The 17,923-nt window shown below is 65.5% G+C and carries 11 protein-coding genes; 5 read left to right on the top strand and 6 right to left on the bottom strand.

All coding sequences use genetic code 11. From position 1 onward, the window contains the following. Positions 1 to 140 precede the first annotated feature (140 nt). Positions 141 to 1,154: a DUF8471 domain-containing protein gene (locus AC6I65_RS06880; protein ID WP_497901190.1), complete on the top strand. Its 1,014-nt coding sequence runs from the start codon at positions 141 to 143 to the stop codon at positions 1,152 to 1,154. Positions 1,155 to 1,241: 87 nt separating this feature from the next. On the opposite strand, the gene AC6I65_RS06885 is transcribed toward AC6I65_RS06880, so the two are convergent. Next, positions 1,242 to 2,444, bottom strand: a complete 1,203-nt coding sequence (locus AC6I65_RS06885) for a carboxylate--amine ligase (RefSeq protein ID WP_497901191.1) — start codon at positions 2,442 to 2,444, stop codon at positions 1,242 to 1,244. 314 nt (positions 2,445 to 2,758) lie between these two features. Between AC6I65_RS06885 and AC6I65_RS06890 the strand changes: the two genes are divergently transcribed. Continuing rightward, a complete protein-coding gene (locus AC6I65_RS06890; RefSeq protein ID WP_497901192.1) occupies positions 2,759 to 3,841 on the top strand; it encodes a glycosyltransferase family 4 protein in 1,083 nt (360 codons plus the stop codon). A 51-nt stretch (positions 3,842 to 3,892) separates the two neighbouring features. Further along, a complete protein-coding gene (locus AC6I65_RS06895; RefSeq protein WP_497901193.1) occupies positions 3,893 to 6,148 on the top strand; it encodes a PAS domain-containing sensor histidine kinase in 2,256 nt (751 codons plus the stop codon). Positions 6,149 to 6,242: 94 nt separating this feature from the next. Here AC6I65_RS06895 and folP read toward each other — a convergent pair whose 3' ends face one another. Then, positions 6,243 to 8,819: a dihydropteroate synthase gene (folP, locus tag AC6I65_RS06900; RefSeq protein ID WP_497901194.1), complete on the bottom strand. Its 2,577-nt coding sequence runs from the start codon at positions 8,817 to 8,819 to the stop codon at positions 6,243 to 6,245. Positions 8,820 to 9,090: 271 nt separating this feature from the next. Then, on the bottom strand, positions 9,091 to 9,327 hold the full coding sequence (locus AC6I65_RS06905) for a DUF8015 family protein (protein ID WP_497901195.1): 237 nt from the start codon (positions 9,325 to 9,327) through the stop codon (positions 9,091 to 9,093). A gap of 217 nt (positions 9,328 to 9,544) precedes the next feature. Here AC6I65_RS06905 and AC6I65_RS06910 point away from each other — a divergent pair, with 217 nt between their 5' ends. Next, the gene (locus tag AC6I65_RS06910; protein ID WP_497901196.1) at positions 9,545 to 9,715 is read left to right on the top strand and encodes a glycine zipper domain-containing protein; all 171 of its coding nucleotides are present in this window, start codon (positions 9,545 to 9,547) and stop codon (positions 9,713 to 9,715) included. A 61-nt stretch (positions 9,716 to 9,776) separates the two neighbouring features. Here the strand turns inward: AC6I65_RS06910 and AC6I65_RS06915 are convergent, their stop codons facing one another. Then, a complete protein-coding gene (locus AC6I65_RS06915) occupies positions 9,777 to 10,874 on the bottom strand; it encodes a phosphotransferase family protein (protein WP_497901197.1) in 1,098 nt (365 codons plus the stop codon). 90 nt (positions 10,875 to 10,964) lie between these two features. Beyond that, on the bottom strand, positions 10,965 to 14,135 hold the full coding sequence (carB, locus tag AC6I65_RS06920) for a carbamoyl-phosphate synthase large subunit (RefSeq protein ID WP_497901198.1): 3,171 nt from the start codon (positions 14,133 to 14,135) through the stop codon (positions 10,965 to 10,967). 166 nt (positions 14,136 to 14,301) lie between these two features. On the opposite strand from carB, the gene AC6I65_RS06925 reads away from it, so the two are divergent. After that, entirely contained in the window at positions 14,302 to 17,106 is a 2,805-nt protein-coding gene (locus tag AC6I65_RS06925; RefSeq protein WP_497901199.1) for a PAS domain S-box protein, read from the top strand. A 140-nt stretch (positions 17,107 to 17,246) separates the two neighbouring features. On the opposite strand, the gene AC6I65_RS06930 is transcribed toward AC6I65_RS06925, so the two are convergent. After that, on the bottom strand, positions 17,247 to 17,840 hold the full coding sequence (locus AC6I65_RS06930) for a flavodoxin domain-containing protein (protein WP_497901200.1): 594 nt from the start codon (positions 17,838 to 17,840) through the stop codon (positions 17,247 to 17,249). Positions 17,841 to 17,923: the final 83 nt, after the last annotated feature.

A 17,923-nucleotide genomic window follows, 5' to 3' on the forward strand; every position in this document is an offset into this window, starting at 1 on the left:
AACGGCCGATTTCTTGCAGTGGGGCCGCGGCCATATCGCGCATCACGACAGCGTTTGGTGGTTCAACTATCATTGGACCCAGACAGTCCGGACAACCGTCCATCCGATTTTAATCGCGGTTCGTGAAAGAGACAGAGAGGATGATTCGTTCGCTCGTTCGACCGCACGATCGTCGACTGCCAGCGGACCTGACGGTAGTCCTCGCTCTCACGGCCCTGACGAACGTCGTCGTGTTTGCCCCGGTGATACGGGAAACGCCCCTTCGCGTTCCGTTCGGTCTCGTCTTCGTCCTCGTCGCTCCAGGATACGCGCTGATTGCTCTCGTGTTCCCGGAGCGCGGGCCAGTAGACCGGTTCGACGATGCCGGAAGCGGGGTTCAGTCGCCGACGACCATTCTCGAACGTCCCCGGTCGTGGTGGGGAACGATCGACGGCCCGGAACGCATCGCGTTTTCGATCGCTTCGAGTGCCATTATCGTTCCGGTGATCGGTTTCATCCTGATCACTGCGCAGGGGACGTTCCGATTTGGACCGACGTTCGTCGCCGTCTCGGCCGTTACCGTCGCCCTCACGGCCGGCGCAATCTGGAGACGCCTTGCGCTCCCGCCGACCGATCGGTTTCGAGTTCCATATGACGAGTGGATGGACACTCTTCGCACGTCGGTGTTCGATCCCGACTCTCGCGGTTCAGCGATCCTGAACGTCGCACTGGTCTGTACGATACTGCTCGTGATCGCGAGCGTTGGATACGCCGCCACGGCACTCCCACAGGACGACGAGTACTCCACGATATACGTTCTCTCCGAGGATGATGCCGATTCGGTACTCGAGATCCCACCGGGAGAGAGCCAGGAGGTCGTCGTGGGGGTCGACAACCACGAACGACGCACGACGACGTACACGGTCGTCGTCGTCGAACAGGAGATGGACGTCTCGGAAAACGAAACCCGCGTCGTCGACCAGCGCGAGCTCGAGCGGTTCGAGGCGACGACCGATCACGGCGAAACGTGGCGTCTCGCTCACGACGTCGAGCCGACTGCGAACGGCGAGGTGCGCATCGTCTGGTTGCTGTACGTCGACGACGTTCCCGCGGAGCCGTCGATCGAGTCTGCACCATACCGGGTGCACCTGTGGGTTGAGGAAGCCGATTTGTGAGTATTCGTGATGGAGAAACGGCGAACCCGTTGCCCACTTCGACTCCTCTCTACCTGCTTCGACTCATTCCTGCCCTACTTCGGCCCCCTACCCGATCCTGTTCTGGAGAACCCGCCGAAGTTCGCGCGAAAACGGAACAGGATCGTCGAGTCGAAAGACGTCGAAGTGAGGCGTCCGGATGCACGACTCGAGAAGGTCTTGTGCCGTGTCCAGGACCGGGGGCCGGTCGACGAGTATCGGCTCGTCTCGTCGAAGACTAAGCAGGTAGTTTGCTTCGCCATAGAGGTAGTGACTTCTGACGCCACGTTCGTACTTCGCGTCGATCGACGAGCCACGGCCGAGCGCCTGCAGCCAGTAGTACGCCGGGAAGTCGGCGCCCGCCCGGACCGCACAGGGGAGCGATTGCCAGAACCGCGGGTTGATCTCGAGCAGTTTGTACTCGCCGGTGGTGGTGTCCTTCGCGTACTCGATGCACGCGATGCCGTGCCAGTCGAGACTATCCAGTAGCGCCCGGCCGACCGCCTCCAGTTTCGGATCGCGTATGGATTCCCGATAGACGCCGCCACCGCCGGTGTAGGACGTCCCGCGGATCTGTCGGTGCTGGAACGTCGCAACCGCCTCGCCCTGATCGTACAGCGCGCCGAACACGTACTGGTCGTCGTGTCGAATGTACTCTTGGACGATCGGTTCGTGTCGCATACCGGAGCGAATCGTCGCTTTGTCGGGTTCGTCTCCCGGTTTGACGTAGACCACGTCTTTTTCGACCGCGGACGTATCCGAGGCGAGCGACGGCGTGAGTTCCGACGTGAGAAGATTGTACCGGGATTTGATGACGGACGCGACGTCCCACCGGTCGACCTCGTCGAGACATCGCGTTTCGGGAACCGGAAGGCCGGCCTCGCGAGCAGCGTCGAAGAGTTTCGTCCGGTCGTTGACGACCTCGAGCGCCTCGGTCGGCGGCGCGATCACTGACGCGTATCGTTCGAACTCGTCCCGGTAGGTCGCGAACACGTACGGATCGGCCGGGCGGAGAGGGAGGATCGTTCGGACGTCCGGTCGAGCGGCGATTCCCTTCAGTGCGTCTTTGTACGCGACGAGGTCGTCGTCGGGGGAACAGATCTGGATCTGTTCGTCACAGAATCGCGATCCGCCAGCAGGGACATTTTCGTGTTCCGAGGCGACGATCGTGTGAACGCCGCGCTCGGCGAGCGAGCGAACGCACGTGTAGCAGGCGGGGTTGAATTTCGCGGGGAGCAAGACCGCTCCCTGGCCGGACGCGTCGGTGACCATCGAGACGAACGAGAGGGTGCAACGGTATTAACGGCGACAACTGTTCGTCTACGTAATTACGTGTTTCTGTCGTCTCTCGCAGGCGTGGTCGGACGTTGCATTCCGTCTCGATGGCGAACGAGGGAGTGCCGTCGACGCGTTCAGTAGTGGTCTGGTTTCGCCGCGGGAGGTGATAAACCGTCTCTCTCACTTCACCGCAAGATCGCGAGAACCACCTCTCTCGTTTCGTCGCGGGAGGTAACGGAACCCCTCGAGCGACGGCGGCATTCCAAATGCCCTATATTTTTACCCCCTCGCTGGCATCTACAGCGTAGATGCGAATCGCGTTCGTCTCCTTCGAAACCGCCCACCACCGAGAGACGGAGACGAACGAACGGTTCCGGACCGTTCTCGACCTCCTCACCGACCGCGGCCACGACATCCACGTCTGCTGTGCCCAGTTCTGGCCCGGTGAGCCGTCCACGCTCGAGCGAGACGAGATCACGTACCACGGCGTCTCGACCGGCCTCGAGGCGCGCCAGTCGTTCCTGCTTCGCCTCCCGTTCGTCCTCCGGTCGATCGGCCCGGACGTGATTCACGCGAGTGCCGATCCCGCGGGCCAGGTGCGGGCGGCCAACTGGGGGGCGACGCTGGCTCGAGCCCCGCTAGTCCTCGAGTGGTACGGCGCGGGAATCGGCGTCGACGGTGCCGTTGGCATCCCGGACGACCGCGGCCATCGCTACGCGGCCCGGAACGCCGACCGCATCGTCACGCCGTCGCGGATGGTCCGGACCTGGGTCAGAGAGCGAGGCGCTTCGGGTGAACGCGTCGACGTCGTCCCGAACCCGATCGACCTCGAACGGATCGAGGCGACGCCGCCGGGCGACCGAGTCGACGTGGTCTACGCCCGGCGACTCGACGAGGGGGCGAACCTCGAGAGCCTGCTTCTGGGGCTCGCGGAACTCCGGGACCGCAACTGGCACACGCTCGTCCTCGGGGACGGCCCGCAGCGAGGGATGTACGAACAACTCGCGCGGGACCTGCGGATCGACGACCGGGTGACCTTCGCCGGGGAGACGAGTCGGGACGAGCGCATCGCGGCCTACCGGAGTGCGCACGTCTTCGCCCAGACGGCCACCGAGTGCGTCTTCCCGACCGAGTTCGCCTGGGCGCTCGGCGCGGGCTGTGTCGGCATCGTCGAGTACCACGCCGACTCCGCGGCCCACGAACTCGTCGAGGGCTGGGAACGGGGCTTCCGGACCACGAGCGAACAGGAACTCGCCGACGCTATCCTCGAGGCCGGCGACCTCGAGCACCGGACCTACGACGAGTCGTTCGCGAACCTGGATCGGGAGGCGGTGCTGGAGACGTACCTCGAGACCTATCGGGAGCTCCAGGACGCACGCGGGCTGCTCTAGCGCTGACCGCCCGTCGAGGCCCTTTTCCAACTCGATGCCCTGTAGCCGATAATGAATGAGCAAGCCGAGGATGTCGATGCGGGATTCTGCGACGGCGAAGACGGCTCCGAGGCCCGCCAGCGCTGTCGATCGCTGGTGAACGCGATTGACGACGGGATCACGGTCGTCGACGCCGACGGCGAGGTGACGTTCGCGAACGAACGTGCCGGGGACCTCCTCGAGCGGTCCCGAGACGCCCTCGTCTTCGCCGACGATGCTCGCTGGAATTTCGTCGACGAGGCCGGCGAACGGCTCGAGCCAGGTGACTCCCCGTTCGATCGCGTTTGCGCTCGACAGACCCCGATCTCCGATCAGATTGTCGGTCTCCGTCGCCCCTCCGGAGCGTGCACGTGGCTGTCGGTCGACGGCGCGCCACAGTGGAACGAGAACGACGAGTTCGACGGCGCTGTCTTCGTGTTCGAGGACGTCACCGACCAACACAACGCGGAGAGCGAAGTCGAGGAAATCCTCGGACGGGTAACCGACGCGTTCTACGCCCTCGACGAGGACTTCCGGTTCACCCACGTCAACAACCGGGCCGAAGAGTTGCTCCAGGCGACCGAGGACGAACTGCTCGGCGAAGTGCTGTGGGAACTGTATCCGGAGGCTGCCGAAATCGACGATGTGTGGAACGCCTTCCAGGCGGCGATGGAAACCCAGGAACCCCAGGGGTACGAACTCTACTTCGATCCCCTGGAATTCTGGGTCGAAGCGACCATCTATCCCTCCGAGACCGGCGTGTCGGTGTACTTCCGGGACGTCACCGAGCGCAAGGAGCGCGAGCAGTATCTGGAGGCTGCCAAGACGCAACTTGAGGCCGCGACGGAAGCCGGCGCCGTCGGCACCTGGGAGTGGTACGTCCCCGAGGATTCGTTCGTCACCGGTGCCTCATTCGCTCGAACGTTCGGCGTCGATCCGGAAGCCGCTCGCGAGGGCGTCCCGCTCGACCAGGTGCTGTCGTCGATCCACGAAGACGACCGCGACCGCGTCGCCGCGGAAATCGAGAACGCCGTCGAGCACTGCGAGTCGTACGAGGCGGAGTACCGCGTCTGGGACGCCGACGACGAACTTCGGTGGGTCGTCGCCCGCGGCCACGTCGAGTGCGACGAAGACGGTAACGCCGAGCGGTTCCCCGGCGCACTCACCGATATCACGGAACGCAAGCGAGCCGAACTCCAGGTCGAAAAACAGTCGAGAGAGCTCGAGACGCTGTTTCAGGTCCTGCCCGTTGGTGCCGTAGTCGCGAACGCAGACGGATCGCTGCGCAGGGCGAACGACACGGCCAGGGACATCTGGGGCGGCGACGTCTTCGATGCCGAATCCGTCGAGGAGTACGAGAAGTACACTGCGGTGTGGTCGGACTCGGGTGAGCCAGTCGGGCCCGAAGACTGGACGATGTACCAGGTGCTCCAGGGCGAGGAAGTCACGGAACCGAACATCTACGAAATCGACGCGTTCGACGGCGAGCATCGAATCATCATGGAACACGGCAAGCCGGTACGAGACGAGTACGGGAACGTGAGCCGCGCTGTCGTGACGCTCACCGACATCACCGAGCGTCGGGCATACCAGCGAAAACTCAAGGAGTCGAACGAGCGCCTCGAGCAGTTCGCCTACGCGGCCAGCCACGACCTCCAGGAACCCCTTCGCATGGTCACGAGCTATCTCCAGTTGCTCGAGAACCGGTACGGCGACGCCTTCGATGAGGACGGCGAAGAGTTTCTCGAATTCGCCGTCGACGGCGCCGAACGAATGCGAGAGATGATCGACGGTCTCCTCGAGTACTCGCGCGTCGATACGCGCGGCGATCCGTTCGAACCGGTCGACCTGAACGGCGTCCTCGAAGATGTCCAGGAAGACCTCACGGTGCGGATCGAGGAGAGCAACGCCGTGATCGTGACCGACGACCTGCCTCGTGTGAACGGCGACGCCAGCCAGTTGCGACAGCTGTTCCAGAACCTCCTGTCGAACGCGATCGAGTACCGGGGTGACGAGCCACCGCAGATCGACGTCACTGCCGAGCAGGCGGGCGAGCACTGGGTGCTTACGGTTCGCGACGAGGGGGTCGGGATCGATCGGGAGGATGCAGAGCGCATTTTCGAGGTGTTCCAGCGGCTGCACACGCACGAAGAACATCCGGGAACCGGTATCGGTCTCGCGCTGTGCGAGCGCATCGTCGAACGCCACGGTGGCGAGATCTGGGTCGAGTCCGAACCTAACGAGGGAGCGACGTTCTCGTTTACGCTTCCCGCGGTTCGTGCGGAGTGAGCGCTGGGTGAATCGATTCCAGACCCGATTCAGGTATCCGTTCTAACCCTGATTCAGTTTCCGGTCCCAGTTCTAATTCCACCCGGTTCCACGATCAGGGCTCGCCACTCGAGACGCCGTCGCCACGAGTCGCCAGCGCCGTCTTCATCGCGGCGACGTTCTCCGGGACGTCGTGGACGCGGACGACGTTTGCGCCGCGGTCGACCGCGAGGGCCGTCGCCGCGATCGTCGGCTCGAGTCGCTCGCCGTGGGCGCGACCGACGCGCTCGAACATCGACTTGTGTGAGTGACCGACAAGAACGGGGCAGCCGAAGGTGCGAAACTCCTCGAGTCGGTCCAGGAGTTCGAAGCTCTCCTCGGGCGTCTTCGCGAAGCCGAGTCCGGGATCGATGAGGATCTGGTCGCGCTCGAGGCCGGCTTTCTCCGCCAGCAACACGCGCTCGGTGAGTTGCTCGATGACGTCCTCGACGACGTCGTCGTACTGGACGTCGCGATTCGGGACGACCGGCGCGTCGATGCTGTGCATGAGGACGACGGGGGCGTCGTACTCGGCGGCGACGAAACGCATCTCGGGGTCAGCCAGCCCGGAGACGTCGTTCACGACGTCCGCGCCGGCCTCGAGGGCGGCCTCCGCCACGGCGGCCCGTCGGGTGTCGACCGAGAGCAGGGCGTCTATGCCTTCGTTCCCGTTCCCGTCCCCCTCTCCGCCCCCACCCTCGTCCACGTCCCCGCCCGCGGCCAACCGCTCGATCACGGGCACGACGCGCTCGATCTCGTCGTCGATCGAGACGGGGTCGGCGCCGGGGCGGGTCGACTCCCCGCCTACGTCGACGATTTCGGCGCCGGCGTCGACCATGCGCTCCGCACGGGCGAGGGCGTCCTCGAGGGCGTCGTACCGGCCGCCATCGTGGAAGCTGTCGGGGGTCACGTTCAGGATGCCCATGATGCAGGGGCCGGACTCCCAGGGGTAGTCTGTCCTCGCGTCAGTCGCTGCGTCGGTCCCTGCGTCCGTCTCCGCGTCCGCGGGGGCGTCCAGCCCGAGGGCCGTCCGCAGATCGTGGGCGATCGACGCCAGGCCGTCCGATCGGTTGGCGAGCGTCTCAGTCAGCCGTTCGTACTGGGCGAGCGTCCCCATCAGGACGGCCTCGACCGGATCGTCCCCGGACCGGACGCGCGAGAGCGAACACTCCCCGCCCACTCCCACGAGTTCCCGTTCGATCGTGGTCGCCCCGTCGCGGGGCAGGGCCATCGTGACGACGCGGTGGACGCCGCTCTCGGTCACGTCGGTGATCGTCGCCGCGTCGACGTCCGCGTGCTCGAGCACGCCACGGGCGTCGTCCCGGTCCCGGACCCGTTTCGGGACGGCCGTTCGCGTCCACCGACGACGGGCCTCGGCGATGGCGAACAGCGACCCGGTGACGAGCACGCAGTCGTCGGGTTCTGCCGCCTCGAGCGCCGCGTTCAGGGCGTCCGGGACCCCCGATACGGTGTCGACCGACGGGGTGCCGGCGTTCGCGAAGACCCGCGCGAGCACGTCGGCGTCCTCGGCGCGCTCGAGGCTCGGTTCGCAGGCGGTGACCCGGTCGGGAGTCGGTAGCGCCGCGGCCATCTCGCGGTGATCCTTGTCGTGCATCGCGCCGACGACGAGGTGGAGGTCGTCGTATTCGAACGAGGCGAGGGTCTCGGCGAGTCGCTCGCAGGCCCCCGGGTTGTGCGCGCCGTCGAGGACGACCAGGGGATCGGTTCCCATGACCTCGAATCGGCCCGGCCAGTGGGCGTTTCGGAGGCCGCGCTCGAGGTCGCGCGTCGAGACGTCGGCGACCTGCCGGGCCAGCGTCGCGGCGATGCCGGCGTTTTCGGCCTGGTGGGCGCCCAGTACCGGGAGGCGGGCGTCGACAGTCCATCCGTCACCGTCGATGGAGACGGCGGCCTCGGCGTGGTTCGTTCGGCCTCCGTAGCGAACGGTGACGTCGGGTCCGTCGGCTGGTTCGCTCTTATCCTCGAGAGCGCCGCCTTCGACAGTTCCCACCGTCACGACGCTGCCGGCGACCGACCGAATCGTCTCGAGGGCCGTCCCGGTCGTCGCCGTGACCAGCGGCGCGTCCGAGGGGGCGACCTGGGCCTTGTCCGCAGCGATCTCCTCGATCGTGTCGCCGATGATCCCCGTGTGCTCGAGGCTAACGCTCGTGACCGCGCTGGCGACTGGGTCGACCACGCTGGTAGCGTCGTAGCGGCCACCGATACCGACCTCGAGGACGGCGACGTCGACGTCTTTCCGACCGAAGTGCCAGCATGCGAGGGTCGTCATCGCCTCGAAGAACGTCGGCGAGGCGCCCTCGGCGGCCTGGGCGGTCAGGTACTCGCCGGTGCGCTCGCCGAACTCTCGAACGGCAGCCTTCGGGATTTTCCGTCCGTCGACGCGAACCCGCTCGCGGAGGTCCTCGAGGTGCGGTGACGTAAAGAGCCCGACCGTGAGCCCCGCCTCCCGGAGGATCGACTCGAGCATCCGCGCCGTACTGCCCTTTCCGTTCGACCCGGCGATTTGTACGAACGAGACGCCCTCGTGTGGGTCCCCGAGGTGCTCGAGGAACGCCCGGGTCGACTCCGTACCCGGACTGGGACGGAATCGCCGCAGGCCGACGAGGAGGTCCGCCGCCTCGTGGTATTCCATACGCGTCACTCAGAGCGCGGCCGCTTTAGGGTGTCGGACCTCGGTGAGCGGAGACTCGAGAGGTGGTGCGTATCGAAACCCGTGGTGGCGCGATCAGTGGTGGCGCGATCAGTGGTGGCGCGATCAGTGGTGGCGCGATCAGTGGTGGCGCGCGTAGATGTCGTATTCGAAGCGATAGCTCCGCACCGGTTTCGGTACTACTCTTTTTATAGCTTTGATCCTCTCGACTGCCACGCGCGGTTCATCTTCGATACCGCGTGTCGAACCAACGTCAGACGCCGCCGTGACCGTTCGGCGGCCGCAACACCATGCCGTCGAGCATCGCCACGAGACCCACCAGACTGGCCATCACGAGCGCGGACTCGAGTGCGATGTCGGCCACCAGACTCGCCACAGCAGTGGCCAGGAAGGCGAGCGGGATAATCGCAAGATGCAGGTCGTAGCGGTCGAAGTCGATCACGAGGTCGAATCGGGGATTAGTCGGCGTATCGATACCTCTCGTCGTCATTGCAATCACCGGTAGGCGGTACGGGGTCGCTCGCCAAATTTGTTTTGATACTCCTGGCGATTACCGTGAACCTGCCGTAGTAGTGGTGACGGCTCGTCGAACGCGACGAGACGTGAGATGCCCTTCGAGAGCCGTCGCTCGGCTCTCTCGCACGCTCGTCGTCGCTGCTAAATGGGGCGAGCGATACGGTAATAATCCGGCGAGCGTCTGTATCGCTATGGGAATCGAAACGGACGGTGATGAGTCGAAACTGGGCGTGGGAATTGCGGTCGGCGTCGGAATGGGGGTATCCATTGGCGTGGCGATGGACAATATCGGTGCGGGAATCGCCATCGGCGTCGGAATCGGCGTTGCGCTCGGAGTCGCGTGGAGCGAGGTCGAAGACTAGTCGACGAACGGCCGTCCGCGTGCACAGGCAATCGCGACCACGAGGGAGTGCGTTCTGTACGTTATTCCGTCCGGGAAGACCCTCTGTTCTGACTCTCGAGAATCGCTCGAGCGTCCGCCTCGATGCGGTCCGTCACGGCGCGTTCGCTTCCGTCGGGCACCTCGAGGTGCTCGAAGTCGTTCATGATGCGGACCATCGCGACCAGTTCGTAGAGCGGTTCGGGGGTCGAAACCGCGTCCGCTCGATCCGGATTCGCCGTCCGGTACCCCGACAGCATCGCCTCGCGGACGAGGGGTCGCCGATCCGACACGCCGGGCAGCCCCGCCAGGAAGGCCCCGCTGTAGAGGTAGGCGGCGAACTCGAAATCGAACGCCGCCGGCACGGCGAGGGTGTAGCCCCAGTCGAGCATCGCGGTGACCTCGCCCGTCTCGGAGTCGACGAGGAGGTTGTGCAATCCGTGATCGTTGCGCCCCATCACGGGATCGAACGGTCCTTCCACCTCTAACGCGTCGATTCTCGCCTCGAGCCACCGGCGTAGCTCAGCGGTGAGCGCCGAAAACCTCGAATCCGCATGGCGCTCGAGTTCGCGGTCGACGTACGCCCGCAGGAACGTCGGCCAGGTCTCCCGCGGATCGCCGACCGTCAGAGTCGACGGCTCGCGATCGGGTCGCCCGCCGACTAGGTCGGGCCCGTCGCGCCGGACGTGGCCGAACTGCTCGACCGCCGGCACCGCGTGTAACTCGGCCAGGTACTCGCCGGTTTCCCGCGCGAGTCGCGAGAGAGCGCCGTCGTCGAGGTGGCACACGTCTTCGTAGGGGAGCGCCTCACCGGGCAGCGCCTCCATCAGGTAACACGGTGCGGGGAGCGTCTCGTGGTCGTCCACGACGCCGAGTACTTCGGGGACCGGGATCGTCGTGTGGGCATCGAGAACGGCCTGGACGCGTGCCTCGTCGGGGATTCCCCACGTTTTCCCGTCGGGAGAACACTTCAAGAACAGACTTCGTGATCCATCGCTACCGTCGACCTCGAGCCGGTAGACCGAACAGAAGCCGCGTTCGACGGCGGTTGCGTCTCGAACCTCGAGCGCCGGGTCGATCGACTGGACAATCGTGTCGACGGCTGACGCCGACAGCGCTCGGGCCTCGGGAACGTCGTCCATAGCCCGGATACCGAATCGTCCGACAGAATTCTTTCGGTGGTATGTGACCTCTTAGCAGTACCCCCCCTTACTAAGGCAAGGCCGGCCCGATCAGCCGCCCCAGTTCGCCGCCCGCTGTGGCCGGTCGGTCACGGCCGCAACGTCGAGATCGCCGTCGAATCCCTCGAGCGCCTCGAAGTACGCGCGAGCGCTGGCCTCCGTCGAGAGGTACGGGACGTCCTCCTCGACGGCCATCTCGAGGGCGTCGCGGTCGTCGCTGACGACGAAGTCGACCTCGCCCTTCATGATCGCGGCGGGGACGTCCTCGAACTCGGCGACGTCGAAGAACTGCTCGAAGCCGTCGACCGCGAGGTCGATCACGGCAGTTCCCTCGCTGACGGCGTTGCCGGCAGCCTGTTGCCCCTTCCAGTAGGCCGTCGCGAAGTCGCTCGCGGTGCCCATCACTTCGCCGGTCGACTTCATCTCCGGGCCGAGGCGCGGGTCGCTTCCCGGCAGGCGGTCGAACGGCAGGACGACCTCCTTGATCGAGGTGTGCTCGGGAATCCGCTCGTCGATGCCCTGCTCCGCGAGCGTCTCGCTGGCCATCACCTTCGCGGCGAGTTTGGCGATTGGGACGCCGGTCGCCTTCGAGACGAACGGCACCGTACGGGAAGAGCGGGGGTTGGCCTCGAGGACGTACACCTCGGTCGGCTCGTCCGTCCCGACGCCGGTGACCGCCAGCTGAACGTTCAGCAGACCGACGGTCTCGAGCGCGGTCGCGATCTCCTCGGTGACCTCGCGGACGCGGGCCATCGTCTCGTCGTCGAGCGAGCGCGGCGGGATCGCACACGCGGAGTCCCCGGAGTGGACGCCGGCGCTCTCGACGTGTTCCATGACGCCGCCGACGAGCACGTCCTCGCCGTCCGAAACGGCGTCGACGTCGAGTTCGACCGCGTCCTCGAGGAACTGGTCGATGAGGATCGGCTTATCGGGGCTCACCCGGACGGCCTCCTCGATGTAGGTCTCGAGTTCGTCGTCGCTGTGGACGACCTGCATCGCGCGGCCGCCGAGGACGTAGGACGGACGGACGAGGACCGGGTAGCCCAGGTTCTGGGCTAGATCGAATGCCTCGTCGCGGCTGTAGGCGGCGCCACCCTCGGGCTGGGCGATACCCAACTCGTCCATGAGTTGGTTGAACCGGTCGCGGTCTTCCGCGAGGTCCATCGCTTCGACGCTGGTGCCCATGACGGTACAATCGAGGCCGCGGCGCTCGAGTTCGGCCTCGAGCGGTTCCCCGATGTCGACGGAGGTCTGCCCGCCGAACTGGACCATGACGCCGTCGGCGCCGGTCGTCTCGACGACGTCGGCGACCTCCTCGGCGGTGATCGGCTCGAAGAACAGGCCGTCGCTGGTGTCGTAGTCCGTCGAGACGGTCTCGGGATTGTTGTTGACGACGTGAGCGTCGATGCCCAGTTCCCGCAGGGCGCGCACCGCGTGGACGGCGCAGTAGTCGAACTCGACGCCCTGCCCGATACGGATCGGGCCGCCGCCGACGACGACGACGCTCTCGACGTCGGTGTCGACCTGAACTTCGTCGTGGGCGATAGGGGAGGAACCCGACTCGAGGGCGTCCCGCGCCGAGTAGTAGTACGGCGTCGAGGCAGCGAACTCGCCGGCGCAGGTGTCGACCTGCTTGAAGGTGCGCTCGGGAGCGGCGGACTCGACCGCGCCTACCTCGGCACCCGCGCGGGCCGCGACTTGCTGGTTCGTGAAGCCGAGTTCGGCGGCCTCGGTGAAGTCGCCCTCGGAAGCGGCGACCGACGCCTCGGCGATGTTCTCGAAGCGCTCGACGTACCACTCGTAGATGCCCGTCAGGTCGCAGACGTCCTCGACGGTGTAGCCACGTTCGAACGCCTCGAAGATGGCGTAGGGGCGATCGGGCGTCGGGGTCTCGAGGTAGTTGGCCTCGAGTTCCTCGTCGGAAACGTCGGCCCAGTCGACGGCGGGGTCGTACTCCGAGGAGCGGAGCGCCTTGAGGAGCGATTCCTCGAACGTGCGTCCGATGGCCATCGCCTCACCGGTCGACTTCATCGCCGTACCGAGTTCGAAGTCGACATCGTCGAACTTGTCCTTGGGCCAGCGGGGGACCTTGGTAACCACGTAGTCGATGGCCGGCTCGAACGCCGCGGTCGTCTGGCCGGTGATCTCGTTTTCGATCTCGTGGAGCCGTTTCCCGAGAGCGACTTTCGCGGTCACGCGGGCGATGGGGTAGCCCGTCGCCTTCGAGGCGAGCGCCGACGAGCGAGAGACGCGGGGGTTGACCTCGACGACCCGGTACTCGCCGCCTGGCGTACCGTCGTCGTGCCAGGCGAACTGGATGTTACACCCGCCCTGGATGCCGAGTTCGCGGATGACGTCGAGCGCCGCGGTGCGCATCTCCTGGTGACCGTCGTCGGGGATGACCTGCGAGGGGGTGACGACCGTCGACTCGCCGGTGTGGATGCCCATCGGGTCGAGGTTCTCCATGTTGCAGATGATGATACACGAGTCGTCGGCGTCGCGCATCACCTCGTACTCGAGTTCGACCCAGCCGGCGATCGATTCCGTGATGAGGACCTCGTTGTTCCGCGAGAGGCGAAGTCCTTTCCGCACGCGAGCGAGGAGTTCGTCCATCTCTTCGACGACGCCCGATCCGGAGCCGCCTAGCGTGTAGGTCGTCCGGGCGATGACCGGGAGGCCGCCGACGGCGTCGACGGCGTCCTCGACGCGTTCGCGAAGGTCCTCGTCCGTGATCTCGGTGACCGACTCGCCCGAATCCAGCGAGATGGTCGTCGACTGCGGCACTGGCTGGCCGATGTTCTCCATACGCTGGCGGAAGAGGTCGCGGTCCTCCGTGGCGTAGATGGTGTCGAGCGGTGTGCCCATGATCTCGACGTCGTACTCCTCGAGGACGCCCTCCTCGGCGAGTTCGGCCGTGACGTTCAGTCCCGTCTGGCCGCCGAGCCCGGCGATGACGCCGTCCGGGCGCTCTTTCCGGATGATTTCAGCGATGGCGTCGGTCGTGATCGGCTCGAGGTAGACCCGGTCGGCCATCTCCGGGTCGGTCATGATCGTCGCCGGGTTCGAGTTGACGAGCACGACGCGCGCGCCTTCCTCCTGGAGGGCCCGGCAGGCCTGCGCGCCTGAGTAGTCGAATTCGGCGGCCTGACCGATCTGAATCGGCCCGCTGCCGATGAGCAGGATCGTGCGTCCGTCGTCCCCGGTGTCGTGGTCGGTACTCATTCGTTGTCCGTCCGAAGTGTGTACATCGTAATAAGCGCCACGAAATAGTGCGATTCTCGAAATAGAATTTCGAATTTCGTACGGTCGGCTCGGGACACCCCGTCGCCGAGAACGATCCGACGGCCGAACTCCTTATGGTAGTACCCAGTCATCTATTGCTAACTACATGTCTGGTGGTGGTAGTGGTGAACGACGGGCATTCGATGGTGGGTCGCTCGTCTACGTCGACCCGACCGACCGAGCGCCGCGAGTCGTCGACGCCCTCGAGTCGTCGTGTCCAGGGCTGTCCGTTCACAGGGTCGAGACGGCTGTAGACGCAGTTCGAACACTCGGCAATCGGTCTGTCGACGGTGTGGTGGCCGTCGACCGGTTCCCCGATTCCGACGGTCTCGAGCTCGTCGAAACGATCCGGCGAACCTATCCAGCCCTTCCGATAGTACTGTACGCCCGTCACGGCTCCGAGGAACTGGCGAGTCGCGCGATTGACGCGGACGTGACGTCGTACGTCCCCATCGACCGCGATAAACCCGAGGACGCTCTCGAACGCCTATGTGAGCGGGTCGAGCGCGTACTGACCTCGAGCGACGACGGCCGCTTCCGCCGGGTCGACGCGATGCACGACGTCGCCCTCGAGTTCGAGGCCTGCCGTGACCCCGAAACCGTCTACCGACTCGCGGTCGAGGCGATGATTCACGTCCTCGAGAGCGACGACAGCGCGCTGTACGTCGAGGAAGACGGCGTGTTGCGCCCGGCGGCCGCCGAGGGCACCATCGTCGCCGAACTCACCGAGGCGTTCGAACCCGACCAGGGGGTCGTCGGCCGGACGTTCCAGTCCGGCGAATCCTCTCTCGACCTCGACATCGGCTCCGACGACGATGCCGATCCCGTTGACGACGAACTTCGCTCCGGGCTCAGCGTCCCCGTCGGGGCCTTCGGTGTGCTCCAGGCCACCTCGCGCGACCCGGCGGCGTTCACCGAGCGCGACCGAACGCTGGCGGAACTGCTCGCGGCACACGTCTCCGCGGCAATCTCGCGCATTCGATCGGAACAGGCCGTCCGTCGCGAACGCGATCGATTCGGCGCGCTGTTTGAGAACGTCCCCGACGGCGTCGTCGTCGTTAGCGATCCGGGATTGGACCGGATCGTCGCCGCCAACCCCGGCTTCGAGCGCCTGTTCGGGTACGAGGCGGACGAGATCGAAGGCGAGATCCTCCGTGAGTCGCTGCTCCCGGCGGGTGAGGACGCCGTCCCAATCTACGACGCGGTCGGCCTGGATGAAGTCGTCACCGAGGAGGTCACGCGACTCACGGTCGACGGTCCCCGGGAGTTCCTCCTCAGGGGGTTCGCCGTCGAACTCGACGGCACCGTCTACGAGTACATCATCTACACCGACGTCACCGAACGGAAACGGCGTGAACGGAAACTCGAGGAGTACCGGACGCTCGTCGAGACGGTGGGCGACCCGATGTACGTCCTCGACGCGGACGGGACCGTGGCGGTGGCAAACGACGCGATGGCCGAGGCGGTCGGCCGATCCCGGCAATCGGTCATCGGCGCTCACGCTCGCTCGTTCATGCCAGAAGCGGCACTCGAACGGGGAATCCGTGAGATTCGGGCGATCCTCGAGGAAGACCGGCAGTGGGGAACGTTCGAATTCGAGTATGCCGACGCCGACGGTCAGAACCACGTTGCCGAAGCGAACATCGCTCCGGTGATCGACGACGACGAACTCGCCGGAACCGTCGGTGTCATCCGGGATATCGGCGAGCGAAAGGAACGCGAACAACGGATCCGCGCGCTTCACGACGGCACCCGACGGCTGATGGCCGCCGAGAACGCCACAGAGGTTGCAACCGTCGGCTGTGCGCTCGCGACCGACATCCTCGAGTATCCGCTCACCGGCATCCATCGGTACGATCCGGAGGTCGACGCCCTCGTTCCGGAGGCGATATCGGACGACGTCGTCAGCCTCCTCGGCGAGCCGCCCTCCATCGAACGTGATGGTGGACTGGCCTGGACGGCGTTCGAATCGGGCGAACCGATGGCTCACGACGATATTCGGGACGAAAGTGGCGTTCGAAATCCCGAGACGCCGATCCGAAGTGAGGCTCACCTCCCCCTGGGGGAGTACGGCGTTCTCCTCGTCTCCTCGACCGAACGAAACGCCTTCGACGAGGAATCGCTCGCGCTCGCGAACATCCTCGCTGCGAACGTCGAAGCCGCCCTCGAACGCGCCGAACGAGAGAGCGAACTCGAGCACCAGCGACGAGAACTCGAGCGCCAGAACGAACGCTTAGAGGAGTTCGCGGGAACGGTCTCACACGACCTCAGAAACCCGTTGACACTCGCGACCGGCCACGTCGAGATGCTCGCCGCCAAACGAGACGAGGGACACCGAGACCACCTCGACGAAGTGCAGTGGGCGCTCGAGCGGATGGACGACATCATCGACGACGTGCTCGTGCTCGCTCGCAGCGGGCGACAACTCACCGACACCGAATCGATTTCCCTCGAGACGGTGGTTCGTCGGGCCGGTCGAACGGTCGATCCAGCGCTCGACATCGACGTCGACGGCTCGCTTCCGGCCGTGACGGGCGAGGAGACGCGACTGCTCGCGCTGTTCGAGAACCTCTTTCGGAACGCCCTCGAGCACGTCGGGTCCGACGTACACGTCACGATCGGAGCGAGCGAAGACGGCTTCTACGTGGCCGACGACGGGCCGGGGATCCCGCCGGACGAACGGGAGGCGGTCCTCGAGTCCGGTTACACGACCCACCCGGAGGGAACGGGGTTCGGCCTGGCGATCGTGACGGAGGTCGTGGACGCTCACGGCTGGGAGGTGGCGGTGACGGAGAGCGAAGCCGGCGGCGCTCGATTCGACGTTTCGCTCGGAGAAGACGGGGGAGATGTCGATGGCGATGGCGACGGCAACAGGGATGACGAACGAGTGACGCAGATCGATACGGAGTAGGTCTCGTTTCGTCGAGACACGGTGACTCGAGCTGCTGACTCAATACACGTCGCCTCGAGCCACGGTGACTCGAGCGCGAGGGGCCGTAGGGCCGTTCACGGTGTTGTCGTGCTCTTGCTCACCTCTCTCCGCATTCGTACTCAGCTATCTCGTTCGGATGGGTCGCTCGCTGGCGGGGCCACCCCGAGACGGCCTTCGACGAACGCGGCCACGTCGGCCGCGAACGACTCGACCTCGTGCCAGTCCGTGAACTCGACGTCCCCGGACTCGTCCGCCGGCGGCACGTCGGGAATCGTCCGCCCCGCAATCTGTTTCATCAGTAGTCGTTTGAGGAAGCCGTACTCCGAGTACCGGAGCGCGCCGCCGAAGAGGCCGACTCGATCCGGATGCCATCCGGTAGTTTCGACGAATTCGTCGACGTATCCCGCCGCCTGCGTCCGTCCCTCCTCGGTTGCAGACGAGAGCGACACCTGGAAGAACTCGGTCGGCTTCGCCGCAAGCGCCTCACTCATCGACCGAACGAACTCGGTGACCGGTTCCTGGTGTTTCCCGGCGTGGATCGATGCCCCAACGAGCACCGCATCGAAGCCCTCTATCTCGAGCTCGTGCGCGGTCTCGGCTGCGTCGACGACCGTCGTCTCGTGGCCGCGTTCGGCGATCTTCTCGCCAATCCGCCTCGCGACGGTCGCCGTCTGTCCTTCACCGGTTCCGTACAGTATCAGAAACGAGGCCACGGTAGGTCACCGTTCCTGGTACGCGTTCGACGTCAATAAAACGGTGGCTCGGACATGGAACGACGAAACGACGAAACGTATCG

This window comes from Natronosalvus sp. KLKA75 (assembly GCF_059736265.1).

Coding starts and splice junctions, on each gene's coding strand:
- AC6I65_RS06880 (WP_497901190.1), top strand. CDS start 141: ATGATTCGTTCGCTCGTTCGACCGCACGATCGTCGACTGCCAGCGGAC.
- AC6I65_RS06885 (WP_497901191.1), bottom strand. CDS start 2,444: ATGGTCACCGACGCGTCCGGCCAGGGAGCGGTCTTGCTCCCCGCGAAA.
- AC6I65_RS06890 (WP_497901192.1), top strand. CDS start 2,759: ATGCGAATCGCGTTCGTCTCCTTCGAAACCGCCCACCACCGAGAGACG.
- AC6I65_RS06895 (WP_497901193.1), top strand. CDS start 3,893: ATGAATGAGCAAGCCGAGGATGTCGATGCGGGATTCTGCGACGGCGAA.
- folP (WP_497901194.1), bottom strand. CDS start 8,819: ATGGAATACCACGAGGCGGCGGACCTCCTCGTCGGCCTGCGGCGATTC.
- AC6I65_RS06905 (WP_497901195.1), bottom strand. CDS start 9,327: ATGACGACGAGAGGTATCGATACGCCGACTAATCCCCGATTCGACCTC.
- AC6I65_RS06910 (WP_497901196.1), top strand. CDS start 9,545: ATGGGAATCGAAACGGACGGTGATGAGTCGAAACTGGGCGTGGGAATT.
- AC6I65_RS06915 (WP_497901197.1), bottom strand. CDS start 10,874: ATGGACGACGTTCCCGAGGCCCGAGCGCTGTCGGCGTCAGCCGTCGAC.
- carB (WP_497901198.1), bottom strand. CDS start 14,135: ATGAGTACCGACCACGACACCGGGGACGACGGACGCACGATCCTGCTC.
- AC6I65_RS06925 (WP_497901199.1), top strand. CDS start 14,302: ATGTCTGGTGGTGGTAGTGGTGAACGACGGGCATTCGATGGTGGGTCG.